The organism is Geotalea uraniireducens Rf4, from assembly GCF_000016745.1.
Taxonomy (GTDB): Bacteria; Desulfobacterota; Desulfuromonadia; order Geobacterales; family Geobacteraceae; genus Geotalea; species Geotalea uraniireducens.
In genome coordinates this window covers 2,857,563-2,878,061 of record NC_009483.1, presented here as the reverse complement: position 1 = coordinate 2,878,061, position 20,499 = coordinate 2,857,563, and the positions used below count along the sequence as shown (strand labels likewise).

Sequence of the window (20,499 nt, the reverse complement as noted above, 5' to 3'; positions counted from 1 at the left end):
GTCGGGTTGTTATTTTGCGCCTGAAATTAAAACTGCTTTTTTACAAAGGTATCCCTTTGCCAATGGATATCGTCTCGGCCAGGGTAGTCGATATTATAGTGGAGTCCTCGTGATTCTTTGCGTTGCTGGGCGCATGTCACAATAAGCTCTGCCACCGTAGCAATGTTGCGCAACTCGATCAGGTCCGAGGTGACGATGAAATTCCAGTAGTAGTCCTCAATCTCGTCCTGAATCAGCTTGATCCGGCGCATGGCGCGTTCCAGTCGCTTGTCGGAGCGGACGATTCCCACATAATTCCACATGAATCTGCGGATTTCGTCCCAGTTTTGCGATACGACCACCATTTCATCACTATTAGTAGCGGTACTGGAATCCCAGGTGGGAATTTCAGGAAATTCAAATTTGTGTGCATGTAGTTGCTCGATAGCGTGTGCATAGGCACGGCCGGCATATACTGCGGCTTCGAGTAGTGAGTTGCTGGCCAGGCGGTTGGCGCCATGGAGGCCGGTAAAGGCAACCTCGCCGATGGCATAGAGATGCTGGATATCTGTTTCAGCGTTGGTATCGACTGCAACTCCACCGCAAAGATAGTGGGCTGCCGGCACAACGGGCAAACCTTCCCTTGTCATGTCCAGACCATATTCCAGGCAGGTTTGGTAAATATTGGGGAAACGGCTTTTCACGTATTCGGGGTCTTTGTGGGTTATGTCGAGAAAGACGCAGTCGTCGCCGTAGGTTTTCATTTCATTGTCAATGGCGCGGGCCACGATGTCACGCGGGGCCAGGTCCTTCAGTTTATGGTATTTTTCCATGAAAGCGGTGCCGTCGCGGCGGCGGAGGATCGCCCCTTCACCCCGTACCGCCTCGGAGATAAGAAAAGACTTTGCATTTGGGTGGTAGAGGGTGGTGGGGTGGAATTGCATGAATTCCATGTTGGCAATGGTTGCTCCGGCGCGATAGGCCATGGCTACGCCGTCTCCGGTGGCCACATCGGGGTTGCAGGTGTAAAGATAGACTTTGCCAGCGCCACCTGACGCCAGGAGGGTAATCTTGGCTTTGCAAGTCTTGATGTCGCCGCTGGCAATATCGAGAACGTGTGCGCCGATACAACGGTTAGGCTTAAGTCGCTTGCGCAGGATTTTTGATTCGGTTATCAGGTCGATAGCAATGTGGTGCTCATAAATATCGATGTTCTTGTGGGCTTTGGCGGCTGCCACAAGTGCCCGTTCGATTTCACGACCAGTTATGTCTTCTGCATGGAGGATTCGTCTCTGGCTATGACCACCTTCTCTGGTCAGATCGTAGGCATCGCCGCTCGTGGTGAACTTCACCCCCCAGTCAATAAGGCTGCGGATTACCTTGGGGCCTTCCTCGACCACCATTCTGACAACGTCCTCGTGGCAGATTCCTGCGCCCGCAATCAGCGTATCCTCCACATGGGCATCGAAGGTATCCTCTTTAGATGATACCGTTGCAATCCCGCCTTGGGCATAATTAGTTGCAGATTCGGTTATTTCCCTCTTGGTAATGAGTGCCACTTTGCCATGGTCTGCTGCCTGCAAAGCAAATGATAGGCCTGCAATGCCGCTGCCGATTACCAGGAAATCACTATCAACCTTCATGTTACCCTCCGATAAGGCTTATAACGTCCTTGCTCCAATGGGCGAATTATTTACTCCCACTTGCATTTTGTCAAGGCATTTTAACATGTTATCGAGAATCACCAGACATTAACGCTTGAATTATCACTGGTTATGGTCTATATACATTAACAGGTTGTTATAAGTGTCGATGCGCGATGTAAAGAGGGATAATGCAGATGAAGAAACAACTGTTGATGTGCTATGCCATGTTGTTGGTTACTTTCACTGCTATTTCGTCTTTTGCAGACATATACAAGTACGAAGATGAAGAAGGGGTTCTGCATTTCACCGATGCCCCGACCGACAAGCGCTTTAAAGTATTTATGCGTGATCTGAAAAAGGACAGGAAACTTCGTACCACGTTCAGACTCGCCGGATGTGCAAGAAATCCGGAAGAATTCGAACCGATAATCAACGCCTGCGCCCTCGAATACGGTGTGGATAAATCACTGGTCAAGGCTGTCATCCACGCGGAGTCCGGATATAACCCGACTGCCGTTTCCCCCAAAGGGGCCAGAGGTCTCATGCAACTCATGCCGAAAACAGCCCAGGACCTGAAGGTGACCAACTCTCTCGATCCAGCCGAGAATATTCGCGGTGGGGTGCGTTATTTAAAATTTCTTCTTAATACCTTTAAGGGTGATGAAGCGCTGGCCCTGGCAGCATATAATTCCGGTCTCAGCAAGGTAGCCAAATTCGGGGGAGTTCCTCCCTACGAAGAAACCCGCAATTACGTTGCCAAGGTGCTGAATTACAAGAAAAACTACAAATAAATCAAAGGCCCGTTCATGTCCACTGCCACCAAATCCCCAATTCTTAATCTTCCCAACATTCTCACTTTACTTCGTATAGCCGCCATTCCACTTCTGGTGGTGCTCCTTCTTTCCCCTTCCAAAGAGGCGGGATTTTGGGCTGCTGCACTGTTTGCCATTGCCTCCATAACCGATTGGCTTGACGGTTATCTGGCCAGACGCATGGGCATAGAAACAGTTTTCGGCAAATTCCTCGACCCGATAGCAGATAAACTGATAGTTATGGCGGCGCTTATCATGCTGCTTCCGTTCAATCGTGTTCCAGCCTGGATGGTGCTGGTAATTTTAGGCCGGGAGATCATCATTACCGGCTTGCGAGGCCTCGCCTCCACCGAAGGAATTGTGATACCTGCAAGCAATCTGGGTAAATTCAAGACGATTTTCCAGATTGTGGCCATTCTCGGTTTGTTGCTCCACTACGACTATCATTGGTTTTTTGCCGTTAATCACCCGCTGCTTACTGTGAACATGCATAATATCGGAATCTTTTATCTCTGGATCGCCACTGTCATCACAATTTGGTCCGGTATAGACTATTTGGCAAAATTCACCAGCATCATCGCCAAATAATTCCATTTTAAACTCCCAATCCATTTTTGCCTGATTATCGTCTCGCTGAAGTTGCGGCCGACTTGCGGGAGATTGCTTCCATGTGAAGTTCCGGCATTACTCTAAACATGAACAAAGGAGACCGAATGAAAAACTTGTGTGTTGCGCTCATGATTTCAATGCTGTTATTAACCCCTCTGGCTGCACAAGCCGAAAACATCACGCTGGCAGGTTCGGGAAGCATGATCCCGCTGATAACCGAACTGGGAAAAGCATACATGAAAAAATATCCCCAGGATACGGTTGAGGTTAATCAAAAATCTCTTGGTCAAGTGGGCGGGGTAATGGCCGTCAACAACGGCGCCATTGATATCGCCATGTCGGCACGCGATCTGGACCGCTCTGAAAAAGCGCTTCCGGTCAAGGCGTATGAAATTGCCGTCATGCCCGGTCTTTTTGCGGTGAATAGTTCTGTGCCGGTAAAAGCTGTAACCAGTCAGCAAATATGCGACATCTATTCAGGCAAGATCAAAAACTGGAAGCAGGTGGGTGGGGCAGATGCACCGATAGTCGTTCTGTCCAGGCCCGAAGCGGATTCCACCAAGATTGCCGTACGCCGCGGGATCGCCTGTTTTGCTGCGCTGAAAGAGCCAGTCGATGTCGCCGTGCTTCCAAAGGCAAAGGACATGTTCACCGCTTTGACTGCCAAGCCCGGTTCTATCGGCATGATCGATACCGTTGCATTGTTCGATGCGGGAGCGAAGGCCAAGGCGCTGAAGCTCGACGGCAAGGAGGTATCTGCGTCCTCCCAATGGCCGATAATCCATCATTATAATCTTGTCCTGGGTAAAAATCGTAGCGAGGCCATCAAACGGTTCATCCAGTTTATCAAGTCACCCGAGGCCCAGGGATTGATAAAGAAGGAAAAGGCTGTTCCAACTAATTTCAGTCTATAACGGGAAACAACAATGAAACAGTCCAGTCTTTCAAGGGTGTTTATCATAAGGGTGCTGTTGGTGCTTTTTCTGGGTCAGACGGTCATTCTGTGCTGGTCGTATTATAATAACCGCCATTTACTTTCGGCTGACCTCACCAAAAAAATACAGGTAGTTTCCCGACTGCTGGTGAGCACATCGTCCCGCTCATTGACCGATTATGATTTTACCTACCTGGGGCTTCTGATGGATGAAACCCTGAAGGATGGAGATGTTAAAGCGTTGGAACTCTTGGACAAAAGCGGACTTACTGTGCTGAAAAAAGTCGAGAAGTCCGACGGCGGCCTCAAAAAACTCGAAATCCCCGTTCTTGCAGGAGGGGACAAGGTAGGGACGCTCAATGTCCTGTTTTCGCAGAAAAAAATCGAAGATGAATTGCTGCATCAGGTTCTTACCGGTTTTGCCATACAAGCGGTTGTATTTGTTGCACTGATCTTTCTTATTTATCGTTTTTATTACGCAAACATAGGCAACAGGATTGCGCTTATCAGCAAGTTCATCAGAAATGCCACCGAAGGCGATCTTACCCAGCGGATGAAACCCTCGAAAATGGACGAAATCGGTGTGATAGCCACTGGTTTTGATTTTCTTGTGGAACGCCTCTCCGTAAGCATCAACAGGATAAAAAACATTTCTGATGATGTTTCGAATGCGACGATGCGTCTGAATGATATCCTGCAAAATCTGGTCGAGTCCGTGAGCCGGCAGCAGCTATCAACCGAGCAGACTTCACAGGCGGTAAAAGAAGCGTCAGAGTCACAGAACCAGATCATCGATAACAGCAATAAATTGTTGTCGCTGGCCAATGACAACACTGTTTCCCTGACCGAGGTCGGTGCAGCATCGGAAGAAATTGCCGGCAAGGTTGAAACATTGAATACCAATATCAACTCTTCCTATTCCACCGTTGCCGAACTGGGACAATCGGCGAAAAATGTGGCAGCTCTTGCCGCAAAGGCATCCATGACGGTAGGTGGTGTTTCCGGTTCCGTGGCGCAGATCAAAGAATCTGTGAAAAAAATAGAAAATTCCGTCAAGGAATCGGTCGAACTCAGCAACGATACGACCAAGGTCATTTCCGACAAAGGGATTGTTTCCGTCTACGAAACAAAGGCCAGCATGGAAAAAATCGACTTGATCGTCGGTACTCTTTCCAAATCTATCGGCAACCTCGGTTCCAGGTCCAAAGACATAACAAGAATTCTTGCCGTGATAAAAGAAGTTACCGATGAAACCAAGCTGTTGTCGCTGAATGCATCAATAATAGCGGCACAGGCTGGCGAGCATGGAAAAAGCTTCGCGGTAGTTGCCAATGAGATTAAGTTGCTGTCCGACAAGACAGTCGGATCGACCATAGAAATAGAAGCAATTGTCAGGGCCATTCAGCAGGATATAGACGTGGCGGTGAGAGGTACGGGGGAAACGTCCAAGATAGTGCATGAGGGCGGGAAGGTCGTCTCGAAAGCCGGTGATGCTTTGCGTGAAATACTGGGTTCGGCGCGCAAATCGACGGAAATGATCAAAAGCATAGAAGATTCTGCCGTTGAACAGAGCGATGGCATTGAGAACATAATCGGAGCCGTTAACGAGTTGCAGACTTTAAACTACGAAGTGAACCGGGCAACAGAGGAAGAAGAAAAAAGCATTTCCCATTTGGTCAAGGGTATCAGTTCAATCAAGGATGCCATGGAAATGACGGGACGGGCTGCCAATGAGCAGGCAAGCACGTTGCAGTCGATCCAGTTCAATCTCCAGGCTGCAAACGACAGAACTGCTGAAATCGTTGCCGCATCTACCCAGCAACAGCACGTGAATGGCGGCATCATTGTTTCCATGGATCAGATCATGGATATAGGCGCCAGTACCATAAGCGGGTTCCAGGGTGTTTCCGCCAGCATAGCGGCCATCTCCATCGAGATCGAATCTTTGCGCCGGGAGATGTTGATTTTCCGGACGGAGAGCAAGAGTGCCGATGAGTGTACAGCTAGCGGGGCGGTATAACCTTTTTCCCGACATATTATTCGTTGACACCGTAAGCAAAACAATGTATAAAACTTTTCTGTTCCGAATGTATCAGTTCATCATACTGAATTTTGGAATAGATTGATAATTTGTCCGGCGACGTAGCCAAGTGGTAAGGCAGAGGTCTGCAAAACCTTTATTCAGCGGTTCAAATCCGCTCGTCGCCTCCAATAAAAACAAGGGGTTAGCCAATTAAGGTTAGCCCCTTTTGTTTTGCGCGGAACCTTCTGTACTTATAAGCATTTGGCCCTTGGGTTTCGCACCCAGGGGCCTTTTGGTTTGTGCGCCACTGCTGTCAGCCGGTGTCGGGTGGGGGAGGGTGGAGTCGTGTCTGGGTGACGGGGTGTATAAGTAGTTTTGTTAGAAAATTCCCAGGAGTCTGTCGGACTTAGGGAATCGTAGCGAGAGGATGGAAAATCGAGGACAGATTTCCGGAAATTTGAGAGCGAATAGTGGACCTATTCGTCGAAAATTTACGGAGATATGGACCGATTTGCCATTCTCGCAGTAGATTCATTCCTTAGTCCGACAGACTCTAGCTAAAGGTTGACACCGAGCGCATCCAGGGTGTAAATAGAAGGCTCATTTTATTGTGTTATGTGGAGTTTTTGGGGATGGGTGATAAACTTTGGAATAGATGCACTGCGTGTAGATAAAAGCCGCCGGGTCAGGGATATGCTGATTGGCGGCTTTTTTTTGACCATTCGTTGCCCCCTGTTTATTTGCATGGAAAATTAGGCGGCTATGTCTGCAAAAGCAATACACATTAATGTCACCTGCGCTATCATCGAACAGGACGGTCTCGTTCTGGCCGCCCAACGGAGCGCCGCCATGAGCCTGCCGCTCAAGTGGGAGTTTCCCGGAGGCAAGATCGACCCCGGTGAAACGCCGGAAGAGTGCCTGCGGCGCGAACTGGTTGAAGAGATGGGCATTCACGTGATCATCGGTAAGAGCTTGCCGACCAGCATGCACCATTACCCGACCTTCGCTGTTACGCTCCATCCGTTTGTCTGCTCTATTAATTCGGGCGTGATCGTGCTTCACGAGCACGCTGCCATCGTCTGGCTGCCTCCGGAGAAACTCCATACCCTCGACTGGGCTGAGGCTGATGTCCCAGTGATTGGGTCGTATCTTGCCGAATGTAAGGCAGGCTTCCGATGAAGTACCTTGCTGCCGGCATTTACGATGCGCTCATTGATGAATATCTCCGCGATACTCTGGCCCAGCATCCGGAGCTGCGAACTGTTTTCGGCAAGATCGACCCAGAGGAGTAATTAGGGCCGGGTAAGGATTAAGATGATGTCGGGTGGGGGAGGGTGGAGTCGTGTCTGGTTAATGGGGAAGAAGAGTGTGTTAGAAAATACATAGCTAAAGGTTGACAGCGAGTGCATCCGGGGTGTAAATAGAAGGCTCATTTTATTGTGTTATGTGGAGTTTTTTGGGATGAGTGATAGAAAGTGGAATAGATGCACTGCGTGTAGATAAAAGCCGCTGGTCAGGGATATGCTGATTGGCGGCTTTTTTGTTGGGGAAAGTAAATTGTTGCATGCTTCCGGAATATTGCGAATAACACTGAACTGAGCGGAGTGTGGAGAGATTCCAGCGGGGAAAATAGTTGGAGAATGTTTAAACTTGACCATCCAGTTTTTTACTGTCGTAAATCCAGAAAAGCAGCAACAGGAGTATCTCACCTCTTCGATCTCCTGAAATGAACGATCTTTACGAAGGCATCAAAACTTAGCGCTGAGAGCCATATTGCCCAATCTTTCTGACATAACAATCAACCTTTCCTACCGCACCGGGCGTGATGATCTGGTAAGGGATTTCTTTATCCCGTGTCTGGAGTCGTCTGTCCTCTATCGCCGGGCGGCGGGATATTTTACCAGTGCCGGTCTTGCATTGGCGGCAAGTGGGGTGGCCAGTCTCGCGTCCCGGCGAGGAAAGATGAAGTTGGTAGTTTCACCCTATCTGGAACCGGCGGATGTGGAGGCGCTCCAGGCGGCGGCCAGTAATCCTGCTGATGCTTTACGCGCAATAGCTGCCCGGAGTCTTGCTGGTATTGAAGATGCCTTGATCAAGGATCGGCTCAACGCCCTGGCGTGGCTTGCTGCTGCCGGTCTGCTGGAGATCAAGCTTGCTCTACGGCTGGATGCTCGGGGTGGATTTTCCCGTGGTATTTTCCATGAGAAAACGGGCATTTTCACCGATCGAGACGGGAACCTCGTGGCATTTTCCGGTTCGTCCAACGAGACAGCTGGCGGGTTGGTGGAGAACTTCGAAAGCATCAAGGTTTTCTGTTCGTGGCGCGATCAGGAAGGCCGGGTACAAGAAGAAGTGGAGAACTTTGAAGCGCTCTGGAACGACTCGACACCGGGGCTGCGGATCATGGAATTCAGTGAAGCCGGTAAAGAACTGCTGGAGCGCTTCCGTGATCTGGACAAGCCACCAGCGGGCTTATCGCTCGACCGGGTAAAAGAGCCTGGACTGCACACGGAATTCATCCCACCCAAGAGCTTTGAACTTCGTCCCTACCAGGCTGACGCCATTCGTGCCTGGAGCAAGGCGGGAGGCAAGGGGATTTTTGCCATGGCCACCGGTTCCGGGAAGACGTTGACCGCGCTCACCCTGGCCAGCAAGGTTGCGGAAAAGAATCGTCCGCTTGTCCTTATCGTGGTTTGTCCGTTTATCAATCTCTGCCGACAGTGGCTGCGAGAGATGGCGGCTTTCGGACTGCAGCCGGTTGCCTGCTTTGAGGGGAAAGATCGGTGGCAGGCAGAGCTGGAGGAGGGGTATCAAAGGCTTTCAGTCGGACTGTCGCAGGTACATGCCATTGTTGCCACCAACGCAACGTTTCAAAGCGAGAGTTTCCAGGCGCGCATTCGCCCACGAGTGGCGACGTTGGCAGTCCATCATCTCCTGATTGCCGATGAGGTCCATAACCTGGGGGCAGAACGGATTCGGGAGGCTCTGCCGGATGGAATTGCCCTGCGTCTGGGGCTCTCTGCTACCCCGGAACGTCACTACGACCCGGTTGGCACGTCGGCAGTGCTGGACTATTTCGGAAATATCGTTTATGAATATCCTCTATCATCGGCTATTGCCGACGGTCGCCTTTGCCGGTATCGTTACTACCCGATTCCCGTAGAGCTGACCGAGACCGAAACCGATGCCTATGAAGAGATAACTACCAAGCTGGCAAAGTTTTTCTCCAAAGGGGATGACGACAGTGAAATGCAGCAGGTGGCCATGCGGCTTCTTATCAAGAGGGCGCGGCTTCTTGCCGGCGCGGAGAATAAACTCGCTGCCCTGGATCGGGTCATTGCTTCGCTACCTGAGCCGCCGAAAAAAGCCATCTTCTATTGTGGCGACGGGCGAACGACTGATGCCATTACCGATGAAGAAGTTCGCCAGATTCAGGCTGTTTCTCGGCTGTTGGGTGAAAGACATGGTCTCCGGGTGCGGAATTTCACTTTTCGGGAGAGCACTGAAGAGCGGGAAGAAATCCTGCGCGACCTGACGAGCGGCTTTCTGGATGGTGTCGTAGCGATACGGTGTCTGGATGAGGGAATTGACTTGCCGGATTTGCGGATGGGGTTCCTGCTTGCCAGCTCTACCAATCCGCGACAGTTTGTACAGCGCCGTGGTCGGCTGCTGAGGAATTCGCCGGGGAAGAATCGGGCGATCATCTACGACTTTATTGTGCAACCGCCTGATCTTGGTGGCAGTCTTGATGATGATGGGTTTAATATGGAACGATCGTTTTTCCAGAGGGAATTGAGCAGGATTGTGGAGTTTTGCCGGATGGCCGAAAACGGCCCAGAGGCATTGCATTCATTACATGATTTGCGCCTGAAATATAACTTGTTATCGGAGTAATTTATTATGACAGATCAGCTGCCTGAACAATCAAAAAAACTGACACGCGCCCAGGAAATCTTTAAAGCCGCATCTCCTGAATACCAGACGCTCATCAGAGATATTCTGAAAGAAGAGCGCGACGTGATGCACCTGAAGCGGCGCAGTGATATTCATCAGCGACTCTTTGAGCATGTAAAACGGGTGATCAAATGATATTAGAGCGGCTCATACTGGAGAATTTTCGACAGTTCAAGGGGCGCCAGGAGCTCGTCTTCTCAGATCTCCGCGAACGTAACGTAACGGTTGTCCATGCAGAAAACGGCTTTGGGAAGACCACCCTGCTCAAAGCTTTAGTCTGGTGCTTCTACGGTCGTGATGGTTTAATGGGCATTGACGGTAACCCCGACGACTTCGAACGTCCTGATCGGATTATTCATGAAGGTCTCGCTCTCCGCGCTAAAGATCCACTGGCTCTCACGGCTTCTGTGCAGATAACCTTCAAACACGATGCGGATCGCTATGTACTGACTCGCCAGCTTTCATTGGCACAACAAAATCTGAACCCGAGGCAGACAACGCTATCGCTTGAAGTGATGAGAAACGGGCAGACTTTCTCTCTTGATCGACCGCAACAGCGCATTCAAGCACTCATCCCTGATGGCATCAGCCGATTCCTTTTTTTCAATGGTGAACGCATTAACTACTTGGCCATGGAGCGCAACAGCTCCCAGGTAACCGATGCCATACACCAGATGCTAGGCCTTGATTTACTAAAGATTACAATCGATGACCTTCGTCACCAGAATGTCCGCGGCAAACTTCGTACTGAGCAAAAAGAGACAACAAGTGAAGAGAAGAGGGAATTGATTGAACAACTCTCAAGACAAGAAGAGCTGATAAAGGAGTATATCGGCCAACAAGATCAGACGCTTGCTAACTTGAAAGCTATTAACGCAGAACTTGCGTCAGTAAATGATAAGTTGGCTGCCAATCGCGTGGCGCACGAGCTTCAATCCAAGCGTATTCATCTTACACGCGAGAGAGAGGAATTGGCTGGTAAGCGTGACGAGGTAACGAAACGCCTGTCTAAGCTTATATCAGATGACGGCTACACTCTTCTAACTTCCAAATTGATTAATCGTGGCTGCGAAATCATCGCTCAACTCCGTAGCGAGGGGAAAATTCCTGCGCGAGTATTGAACACCTTTTTACAGGAGCTGCTGGAGCATAGCAAATGCATCTGCACCCGGAGCCTTGCAGAAGGTTCTCCTGAGCGTGCTGCCGTTGAAAATCTCCTGACCATAGCTGGAGATCAGGACTTCAATAACGCTGTGGGTGCTCTTGATCACGCAATCGGAGTCATAGAAGGGGTTGGCGGTCAGACTCAGGAACTGCTAAATCAGTTGAAGCTGGAGCGTCTTGAGCTTTCCCGCGACATCCGTGAGCGTGACGAAGAACTTGAGGAGATTCATCAGGCTCTCGGAGGTAAAAAGGATGAAGAGGTTAATCAGCTTGAGGAGAAGTTTAAGTCTTTGCATCTTGATCGCGATGGGCAGAACGCAGCCCTTGGACGAATAGACGGTCAGATCAAAGCTGCAACAGTCGAAATAGAAACGTTGGAAGCGCAAATTCGTCAGATTGCAGACAAAGAAGAAGCCGCAGCCCGTGCACAACGCCGGGTAGACGCAGTTGAGGACTGCATCAATATCCTTACGCAAATCTTGAAAGCTGAAACCGAAGACCTTCGGCCACTTCTCAATGCGGAAATCGACAGTCATTTCCGCAAGATAATGACCAAGGATTATTGGGCGGAGTTGACAGATAACTTCACCCTGCGGATTCGCAAGAGAGTTGCTGGAGGCGATGGCGGTGCCGACCCGGTGGAGATCGATGCAGCGTTAAGTACCGGGGAACGAACCGTAACTTCGCTTGTCTTTATAGCCAGTCTTGTTGCCCTGGCGAAGCGACGATCGGAAATTCCAACCATACTCAGGGATCTGGCTGGGTCAACCTTTCCAATTGCAATAGATTCTCCCTTTGGCTCCTTAAGCATCTTCCGTGAGGGTGTTGCGAAATACATTCCCGAGCTTGCGCCGCAGGTAGTTCTCTTTGTCAGCCCGAAACAGTACGACGGTGAAGTCGAGGCAGTGCTTTCTTCTTCCGGGCGCATTGGCAAGCGTTACTACCTTACCTACTATGGCCCGACAATGCCGGAGAAGGCAGCACCGGAACTCATAGTTGAGGGACAAAAAATTCAGCAGTATTTCCCGCTGGAAACTGATGAATATACGGAGATCGTGCCGCTATGAACACCAAAGACACTATCGCCGAAGTAGCGCAGAAGGTGCTGCGTGCTCTGGGCAGAGCAGCGTCCATTGATGAGATTTACGCTGAAATCGTGCGAAGAAAGCTTTACGAGTTCAATACACCAACACCTGAGCATGTACTGCGGACTACAATTCGCAGGCAGACTGGAAACGTTGAACGTGTGGATTCTTCAGACGAGGTGTTGTTCGAAATGGTGAGTGATGATGTTTATGATTTGAGTTCTGGCATACGAACAACTGCAAGGAAAAGGGCGGGTTCCGGTATGAAACGAATTCAACGGGCAAATGATAAAGAGGAAATCATCAAGACCCTGATGTCCGATCAAGTCGGTGTTTTCAAGGAAATATGGAAGCTTCTCCTTTTTGCCGCTCAGGTAGGGATGAGGAATGATAAGCGATTGCCGCTGAAGGCTGTTGATGCAGGCAAAGGAATTGATCAAAGTACCTTTGGCAACTGTCCAGCCTGGCCGGGTGTGCTCTACCTTATGACACTGGCTGAAACCCAAAACTCCAATTGTCTCTCGGGTTCTGCGGAAGCGGAGGACGATAGGGTTTCCGTATTTCAGGAGTATGCGAATGGAGGGCTTGAGATTTTGAGGGACTTCTTTACTGGTCGTCCGCTCGATCTGGATGGCTTGCTTGCGTTTATTGAAACACAGAAAGAAGAAAGCGCAGGGCGGTTGGATTTAGAACTCACTATTTGAATTTAGAGGAGAAAATTTATGGAAACAATTCCTATCTCAATGAATGCTGTTCGTGTTTGCGATGCAATAGCGAGAATAGGCTATGAGCCACATTCAGCACTAATGGATATTATTGATAACTCTGTTGCCGCCGATGCTTTAAATGTAAAGCTCTACGTTGACTTGGTTGAAGGAAAAACGATAAATCAGAGGAATAATGTCGCGAGGTATCGTGTTGTTGATGATGGGAAGGGCATGGATGAGGATGGAATAAAAAACGCTTTCAAGCTTGGCTCAGATGCTAACTACAAGCAGAACAGTCTGTCTAAGTATGGGATGGGATTAAAGTCTGCTGGGTTTTCTTTGGGACTTCGAATTCAAATCATCAGTAAAACAGAAGGTCAGCTAACGCGAAAGTATTTTTTAGACAGAAAAGTGATTGAAGCAAGAAACGAATATGTTGTCTGTTGTGAAGACTTAACAGCAATTGAAAAAGAAGAAATTACTTCTCTGTTGCCTAATTCTTCAGGAACTATCGTTGAAATATCAGGTTGTGGCTCTATTTACCATACCTCGGCAAAGACTACTATAGAGAAACTCAAACATCGTCTAGGAGTAACTTACTATTCATTTTTATCTGCATCGGAGGGTTCGCGCTTAAATATTAAGTTAATATACCCTGGGGAAGAAGGTCTAGATATTAAGCCTTTCGATATATTGTTTACACATGATTCTGATCCTGGTTTCGATCCTACATCATATGATGCGAAAAAACCGTGTTTCGCCTTCAAAGGAGAGTGGAATATTCCTGCTTTAGGAGAAGAGGGGGCACCACCAATAAAACTAGAGGTTGTGACATTTCCACAGGATACTATGGGGGCTTCTTCGTCTCCTCTTGGTGAGGATGATAGGGCGCGTATTAGAACATACCGAGTATCACGGGAGAATAAAGGATTTTTTATTTATAGAAACGGTCGGCTTATTCGTTGGGGAGATGATCTTGACAACTTGGTGCCAAAAGATTTAATAGGGTTTCGTGCTCGTATGGAATTATTAACAGAACACGATGACCTTTTACATGTTGATGTGTCAAAACAGCGTCTAGAAATGGATGACGAAACCAGGAATAATCTAGATCTCCTCATGCGATTGCCGCGAAAACAAGCTGCTCAAGTTTTTGCTGTATGTAAGGATCTTCTTCGAAAGGGGAATGGGGAGGGTGCTGGCTTCACAAATACTGTTGATTCGGTCCCAGAAGAGGATCCTATCGAGGATCTTACACCACCAGATCCAGCAGAGAGGAAGGAAAGAGCTAAGAAACGAGAAGAAGAATCTAAGGAGACTCTTGATAAAATTAAGCCTGAGGAGCCTGAAGAAGAGACCTCTACAACTGAAGAGAGTGATTTTGTGAAGATACGTTACAGTGACAACCTTCCAGGTATTAATCTGTGGAGTACTCAGAAAGACGCTGTACAAGGAACTTATGTAATTATCAACAGGAGACATGCGTTCTATCAATCTGTTCTCGGAAATTTGGATGAGTCTTCTCCAGAAAGACTTGCGCTTGAAGCTGTTATTTTCTGCTGCGCAATTGGTGAAAATAAAACTTACGAGAATTTAACTTTGGTGCCAGAAGATAGTATTAGAAAAGTATTTGAACGATATTATTCCGTTCTTTCATTTAACATAAGCGCCTGGGCAACTGGCAATCAGCATATTTTTGGGAATATTAAAATATGATTCGTTTTGCTGGAGCTATAAGGGGTAAGTGACAAGTGTCAGGACATCGGTTACCCGGATGTGTCAAGACATCGGTTACCCTTAACGCCCTTTTTTGTGTCAAGACATCGGTTACCTTCATTAGAAATATCAGCTACAATGTTCTCTGTGATTTCAACTTGAGGGGAGAACATCCGCATGGAAGAAGAACTCAGGAAACAAGCAGTCCAGCGCCATCTTGCAGGCGAATCACCCAAGGCAGTCTATACAAGCCTTGATCGCTCCAAGAAGTGGTTTTTTAAGTGGTTGAACCGGTATCAATCTGGCGCGACTGACTGGTACAAGGAACACTCAAGAGCGCCACTTAAAAGACCGTCTGAACTCAGCATCGTAGATAAGGAGATTATTGTCTCCACCAGAAACCGCCTGGACTCGTCACCATTTGCACAGATTGGCGTTTCCGCTATCAAGTGGGAGCTGCATAAGCTGGGGTTACCGTTTCGCTCTGACAGCACCATTAACCGGACCCTGAAGCGGGAAGGACTCGTTAAAAAAAACGAGATATTCCCCCAAAGGGGTCGAGTACCCGTACTTTACCGAAGCCCTGTGCTGCAACAACATCCATCAGATGGATCTTGTTGGCCCCCGCTACATCAAGAGTGACGGCAGATTTTACTCGATGAATGTGATTGATCTGTACAGCCATCGGGTCTTCATCGAATCAAATCGCACCAAGGAGGATGACAACATTGCACAGGGTTTGCTGCGCTGCTGGAAGTCAATGGGGCTTCCCGACTTCCTGCAAATGGACAATGAACTCAGTTTCCGTGGCAGTAACCGCTATCCGAGGTCACTTGGTCTGGTGCTGCGACTATGTCTCTACTTCGGCGTTCATCCTGTTTTTATCCCTGTTGCGGAACCGTGGCGCGATGGCGTAATAGAGAGCTTCAACGATACCTATGACAAAAAGTTTTTTCGCCGCCAGTGGTTCACAAGCTATTCCATGCTCAAGCGGCAAAGCAAGAATTTCCAGCAGTTTCACAACAAGAATCACCGTTACAGCTATCTCAAGGGGAAAACGCCACTGGAGGTTATTGAAGCTGACAAATTCAAGCCCTTGACGCTGGGGCCAAATACCAGGATGCCAAAACTTGATTTTCTCCCGGACGGCACCATTTCGCTCATTAGATTTATCAGGAGCGATAGAACACTTAACATCTTTGGCGAAAAATTTGAGGTTTCAAAAGACCTCGTCTATTCATATGTGCGAGCCATGATCGTAACGGAAATTCACACGCTGCAAGTGTACCTGGGTGAAGACTTTGTTCAAAGCTTTGAGTACAGAATGCCTACAGAGTTCAGCTCATGAAATAGTATGCATAATCAGGGGGTCGGGTAACCGATGTCCTGACACTTTTTAGAGTTAGGCTTGGGTAACCGATGTCCTGACATTTGACAGGTAAGTCGCATCATCCTTACATCTATGCGATTATAAAAAGCTACTGCATTTATATTGGAGAGACACAGCAACATCCTGTATCTAGATGGGGGCAGCATTTACAAGAGATTGGAAGTTTCACAAAGAGATTAAAGGAAGCTGATCAAGATTTATGGGCAATGGATGAGGAGATAGTATTTCTTTGTATAGACTGTAAAGAAATCGCAAAGTTATCTCAGGATGAACATAAAATAGTCACTCAATATATTGAACACAGAGTTCATGAAAAGTGCATTCTTAATCTCCCTCGATTGGCACCTATTGAAAAAATAATTTCAGATACTACTAGAACTGCACCTGCTAGGTGCAGGTACTCATGGGGAGATGAATTGGCTGTAAAAGTTTACGAACAAATCATGGATTATCTTTCAACTCAAAATGCTGAGAATAATGGAACAAGCTGCTAACATCTTTGCTAGTCTGCAAGGACACGATTCCTCTCTCTAGGTGAGATCGAAAATATTGAGCTATTTCCTCTCTATCGTTTATATTTATGCCATGTTGCTTGCTCCTAAGCATGATCATAGCAGCAAATTCTTTTTGATACTGTCCTGCGAACGTTTTCCATTCAATATCGATTGTGCTGTCACTGACTCTTTCAAGCTTCGGAGGCGATGTTGGATTTGAAAGCGAATGGCAAAGTGCCACTCTACATACTTCGTTCCAATGCTCTAGACCTGTACGTCTTTTTATCTTGATTAATATTTCTTTCCCCTTAGTGCTAACTCGCACATGCTCAACTGGTGGTCTCATACGTTGAAGTATCCTTGCTTAAGATTTGTTTGCCCCGCCTCCTCGTTGTGCTCAAGAAGATAGGTTCTGGTTATGAAGGGTTTCAGTTCCTTGTAATAAGTCCCAACAATCTCCTCATCTGTAGACAACAATAGAACCTGATGGGAGGCATTCGGGAAGTAGCGTTCTATCAGATGCTTACGGTGTGAAGAGTCGAGCCGCCCCAGTGGAGTGTCAATAATTGTTGGCACAGGGCGTCCGGAAGCGCGAGCAAGACCCCAGAGAAGTGACGTTGCTAGGAGTTGCTTTTCGCCAGCGGAAAGACGTTCAAAGGGGAGGATCTTCCCATCCTTGGTTACAAGCGTGGCCTCGAATGTCTCAGGATTTATCTTTAGTCCACTAACCAACTCCTTCTTACGGAGCAGCTTGCAGAAGGATTCAAGCATCAGCGATTCCATGTTCTCAGTGTGATGTTTTACGATCTTAGTGCGGAATCGCCCAAGAGTCTCACGCACCCGAAGCGAGTGTTTAAGCATCCGCAGGCGGCCATCCTCATGGAATTGGGAATTAACATCATTTTCTCCCATCTTGTCTAACCTGGCTTCCGCCATCAGTCGTTGCCGCTGTAACGCCTGGCGGCGCACCTTTATCGCCTCAAGTTCAGCCAGTTTAGCCTGATGGGCTTTTCGGGCTGCTTCCAGCACCTCTTGAACTTCTGCAATCCGCTCCGCAGTCGGAGCACGATCCAGTTCACCTTCCAGTCGGGCAATTTTCTCGTCCAAGGCAGCAATTTTTGCAGTGAAGTCACACGCCTGTTGTTCGGCTGTCGGGAGTACGGTCCCACGCAAATGGGCTATCTGCGGGGCCAGAGTGTCATCTGCGTCGAGAATTAATGTTTTCTTCGCTAGTCCGGCCCTGCTTTTGCGGTCTTTTTCCAGAATCCTGTCCATGGAGCGAAGTAGCTGCCCACCGATCTTTTCCGCTTTCAGGGAGTCCAGCACCTCAGTGTCGCGGGTTTCCAATACCTCCAACAATACCCGAGCACGCTTTATTTCGGTTTCATGACGAACGACCTGCTCCACTTCGGCAAGCAGGTTTTCCACCAGAAGGAACGGCAGCGGTCCAGCGATCAGCTCTCGGAATTGCGCCTCTGTTGCTGCTTTCCGGGCCTTCAGTGCGACTAGCTCATCTTCCAGCTCTTTGCGCCGTAAAAAAAGATCGCCACCTTCCTTCCGGAATAATTCTTCTTTAGCATGCAATTCCTTTGCAAGTTGGTTTGATTCATTGGTGAGTGCACCCGACAACGAAGCGGCCTTTTCCTCCTCCCGGAAGATTTCAACGAACTCACTTCGCGCAATTGCTAGCTTCCTTGTTGCTTCGGGGTCGAGTCCTTCGGCTTTCTTGCGCCGTTCAAACACCTTGAGATCGTTTTCCAGGCGATCAACCAAATCAAGACCCAGCAGGGAGTGGATGGCTGTGCCGAGAATATCAGCAGCGTGGCCACCCTCGGCCAACTCCTTGATCTGTTCGCCGTCAAAGAAGAAGAGGTGGGCGATACTGCTGGGGAGATAGGCTTCGATGGATTCATCCCAATGTTCGGTGAATATATCATCGGGGAGGCCATCACGAAGGACCCTAACAGTTTCCTCGATTCCTTTAACCCCTTCACGCCAGCAACGTTGTAATTCGAAATTTCTACTTTTACCTTCGATGACCCGGCGGAAGCGCACCGTGATGCCGGCCCCTTCGCCCGGATCTCCGCCGCGGTGGATCGATTCCCGGAGGTACTCCTTATAGCCAAGCTTGCCCCGGTTGGAGATACGCGCCTTTGGCCCATAGAAGGCCAGTTGAATAGCGTCGAGCAGGGTTGTTTTACCGCCGCCGTTCATACCACCGAAAAGGATGATAGGCTTCCCCTCTTCAGGAGTAAGGAGAGCTTCCTGCCGTCCACCGTAAGCACCATAGTTTTCCAGTATGATCGTATCCAGTATCATGCTTCGCCCTCCTGATCGCAGGCCAAAGGTTCCATGACGACCGAAACGAACTGCTGGCGATTATTGGACAAACGTTGCTTTTGATCGGCCATCTGCTGGGCGCGGGTGAGGGCGTCCTGCTTGTCGTCGTAAAAATGGCGGGAAAAGGTCTTCTCTAGTTGCTCATGAAGACCGGCACGACGGGAGGTTGTCCGTTGTTGCCGGGTTATACTCAATAGTTCGCGCGTAAGCTCATAGTGCAGGCGATCTTCTCCGCATAGTTCGGCAAGAACGTGCATTTCTTCCTCGCCAATCACCAGATTGTCATCTAGTGGGCGGCCTGGGTAATCATTGCCGGTAGCTTCCCGGTAAATGCGGGGCAGAGAGTCTTCCAGTTCGTGCTTGTCTACCACCCAGATACGACGGATCTCCTGTAACTCTTCCAGGGTTATCAGTTCTATCCCTTGTACTTCGGGTGGGCCGTTTTTGCGGATGTAGGTTTGGGCAATGAGCAACTTCCTAAGCCATTCTTCCCGAGCGCTCTGAATGTAGGGTCCGGGAATTGGGCGGCCACCCGACATCACTTGGACGGCACCGCTCATGCGGCGAAAATCGCGGATGTCATAATCAGCATTTTCAGCGTATTCGCCCTTGTGGTCTCTGCGGAAATCCAGAGCGTCGCGGATATCGAGCAGTGGCATCATCCATTCTTTTTCTTCGTCATTCTGAATCATGGCGGTCATGGACTTGTCTTTGTCCACCAGGGTGCAGACCCAGCAGCCAAAACGTGAGTCACCGCAACTCGGCGTTGAATCATCTACGACGAGCGGACACTCGCCATCAGCAGATGCCCCGGCATACATGCCAAGCAGATCCCGATTGTTGTAGCCCCACGGATTTTTAACTTGCATGAGATAAAACCAGACATCGTCGTTTGTCCAAGCCTCAATGGGAGAGTAGACGAGTGAGCCAGGTAAGCTGGAATTGGGACTGAGCCGATCCCGGACTCGTCCCTTTTCATGTCGAGCCATGTTGGCTGCACGGGCTGAGCTCTCTGCCTTTCTAGTACCAAGGACGAGAATGGCTTCGACACTTGAAGATACGATGCTGTTGATGAAGGAGTTGGAGGGTGAAATTTTCAGGCGGGCCGTGCACCAGCGGAATTTGTGTCGAGGGGCAGGATACCCTTTCCCGATCAAATTGACCCAGAAAGAATCTACCAAAGCCGGTGTCAGGCGGCGAGGTTGTATGGGTACCAGTTGCTCGGCAGAAGCTCGCTTCATGACAGCGAGCGAATTAGCCACCCATGCAGCTACGACCGGATTTTCCACCATGGTGTCGGTGGAGATTGCATAGACCGTTTTCCGGCGCTGTTCAGCAGGAAGTTCTGCGATGGCGGTCCAAACCAGTTGGAGGGTTGCGGTGGAATCCTTGCCGCCGGAATAGCCGATGATCCAGGGGATTTCGTCGGCAATGTAGAGGCTACGGATTTCTTCCTGAAGCAGCTCGATGGTCGCCTGGAAACCGAGTTCATTGAAGGCCGATTTGCGGACCTTTGCAGCTGGCGAATTTGAGTTGTCTGTGTTGGGAAGAGATGTTTCAGTTACCGTACATTCAGGTTGTACAGAATCATTTGTTGCTGGAACACCAGCTTTCTTTTTTGCTGTTTTCATGGGTGCCTGTCTGTT

General features: G+C 49.0%; 17 protein-coding genes and 1 tRNA gene. 14 read left to right on the top strand and 4 right to left on the bottom strand.

Annotated features, from left to right (window positions below):
• Positions 1–26: 26 nt before the first annotated feature.
• Positions 27–1,622: an L-aspartate oxidase gene (gene nadB, locus GURA_RS12665; RefSeq protein ID WP_011939352.1), complete on the bottom strand. Its 1,596-nt coding sequence runs from the start codon at positions 1,620–1,622 to the stop codon at positions 27–29.
• 215 nt (positions 1,623–1,837) lie between these two features.
• Here nadB and GURA_RS12660 point away from each other — a divergent pair, with 215 nt between their 5' ends.
• The 14 genes from GURA_RS12660 to GURA_RS24325 all read left to right on the top strand — a co-directional run bounded on the left by GURA_RS12660 (position 1,838) and on the right by GURA_RS24325 (position 16,513).
• A complete protein-coding gene (locus GURA_RS12660; protein ID WP_232279031.1) occupies positions 1,838–2,416 on the top strand; it encodes a lytic transglycosylase domain-containing protein in 579 nt (192 codons plus the stop codon).
• Between the two features lie 15 nt (positions 2,417–2,431).
• Positions 2,432–3,025 carry a CDP-diacylglycerol--glycerol-3-phosphate 3-phosphatidyltransferase gene (pgsA, locus tag GURA_RS12655; protein ID WP_011939350.1) on the top strand — a complete coding sequence of 198 codons (594 nt, stop codon included), beginning with the start codon at positions 2,432–2,434 and terminating at the stop codon, positions 3,023–3,025.
• A gap of 125 nt (positions 3,026–3,150) precedes the next feature.
• On the top strand, positions 3,151–3,960 hold the full coding sequence (locus GURA_RS12650) for a substrate-binding domain-containing protein (protein ID WP_011939349.1): 810 nt from the start codon (positions 3,151–3,153) through the stop codon (positions 3,958–3,960).
• A gap of 12 nt (positions 3,961–3,972) precedes the next feature.
• Positions 3,973–6,000 carry a methyl-accepting chemotaxis protein gene (locus GURA_RS12645; RefSeq protein ID WP_011939348.1) on the top strand — a complete coding sequence of 676 codons (2,028 nt, stop codon included), beginning with the start codon at positions 3,973–3,975 and terminating at the stop codon, positions 5,998–6,000.
• 116 nt (positions 6,001–6,116) lie between these two features.
• Positions 6,117–6,191: transfer RNA gene (locus GURA_RS12640), tRNA-Cys, on the top strand.
• A gap of 574 nt (positions 6,192–6,765) precedes the next feature.
• Complete coding sequence (locus GURA_RS12635) at positions 6,766–7,182, top strand: (deoxy)nucleoside triphosphate pyrophosphohydrolase (RefSeq protein WP_011939347.1); 417 nt, start codon at positions 6,766–6,768, stop codon at positions 7,180–7,182.
• Positions 7,183–7,776: 594 nt separating this feature from the next.
• Complete coding sequence (locus tag GURA_RS12630; protein ID WP_011939346.1) at positions 7,777–9,897, top strand: DNA phosphorothioation system restriction enzyme; 2,121 nt, start codon at positions 7,777–7,779, stop codon at positions 9,895–9,897.
• Between the two features lie 6 nt (positions 9,898–9,903).
• The gene (locus GURA_RS12625) at positions 9,904–10,092 is read left to right on the top strand and encodes a hypothetical protein (RefSeq protein ID WP_041245437.1); all 189 of its coding nucleotides are present in this window, start codon (positions 9,904–9,906) and stop codon (positions 10,090–10,092) included.
• Complete coding sequence (locus GURA_RS12620; protein WP_011939345.1) at positions 10,089–12,188, top strand: AAA family ATPase; 2,100 nt, start codon at positions 10,089–10,091, stop codon at positions 12,186–12,188. Before GURA_RS12625 ends, GURA_RS12620 begins: the two co-directional genes overlap by 4 nt.
• Positions 12,185–12,910, top strand: a complete 726-nt coding sequence (locus GURA_RS22880; protein ID WP_011939344.1) for a DNA phosphorothioation-associated protein 4 — start codon at positions 12,185–12,187, stop codon at positions 12,908–12,910. The genes GURA_RS12620 and GURA_RS22880 overlap by 4 nt, the downstream gene beginning before the upstream one ends.
• Before the next feature lie 18 nt (positions 12,911–12,928).
• Positions 12,929–14,629, top strand: coding sequence for an ATP-binding protein (locus tag GURA_RS12610; protein WP_011939343.1), 1,701 nt, complete (start codon positions 12,929–12,931; stop codon positions 14,627–14,629).
• Between the two features lie 177 nt (positions 14,630–14,806).
• Positions 14,807–15,271, top strand: a complete 465-nt coding sequence (locus GURA_RS12605; RefSeq protein WP_041245373.1) for a helix-turn-helix domain-containing protein — start codon at positions 14,807–14,809, stop codon at positions 15,269–15,271.
• Between the two features lie 16 nt (positions 15,272–15,287).
• Complete coding sequence (locus tag GURA_RS12600; protein ID WP_041245374.1) at positions 15,288–15,977, top strand: integrase core domain-containing protein; 690 nt, start codon at positions 15,288–15,290, stop codon at positions 15,975–15,977.
• 83 nt (positions 15,978–16,060) lie between these two features.
• Positions 16,061–16,513, top strand: a complete 453-nt coding sequence (locus tag GURA_RS24325) for a GIY-YIG nuclease family protein (RefSeq protein ID WP_157046200.1) — start codon at positions 16,061–16,063, stop codon at positions 16,511–16,513.
• On the opposite strand, the gene dndE is transcribed toward GURA_RS24325, so the two are convergent.
• From dndE to dndC, 3 genes are read right to left on the bottom strand one after another with little or no spacing between them, the layout of a single operon-like run.
• Positions 16,461–16,859 (bottom strand): DNA sulfur modification protein DndE, encoded by a 399-nt coding sequence (dndE, locus tag GURA_RS25350; protein WP_011939342.1) that lies wholly within the window; start codon positions 16,857–16,859, stop codon positions 16,461–16,463. The two genes, GURA_RS24325 and dndE, sit on opposite strands and share 53 nt — an antisense overlap.
• Entirely contained in the window at positions 16,856–18,832 is a 1,977-nt protein-coding gene (dndD, locus tag GURA_RS12590; RefSeq protein ID WP_011939341.1) for a DNA sulfur modification protein DndD, read from the bottom strand. The genes dndE and dndD overlap by 4 nt, the downstream gene beginning before the upstream one ends.
• Complete coding sequence (gene dndC, locus GURA_RS12585; RefSeq protein ID WP_011939340.1) at positions 18,829–20,484, bottom strand: DNA phosphorothioation system sulfurtransferase DndC; 1,656 nt, start codon at positions 20,482–20,484, stop codon at positions 18,829–18,831. Before dndC ends, dndD begins: the two co-directional genes overlap by 4 nt.
• Positions 20,485–20,499 lie beyond the last annotated feature (15 nt).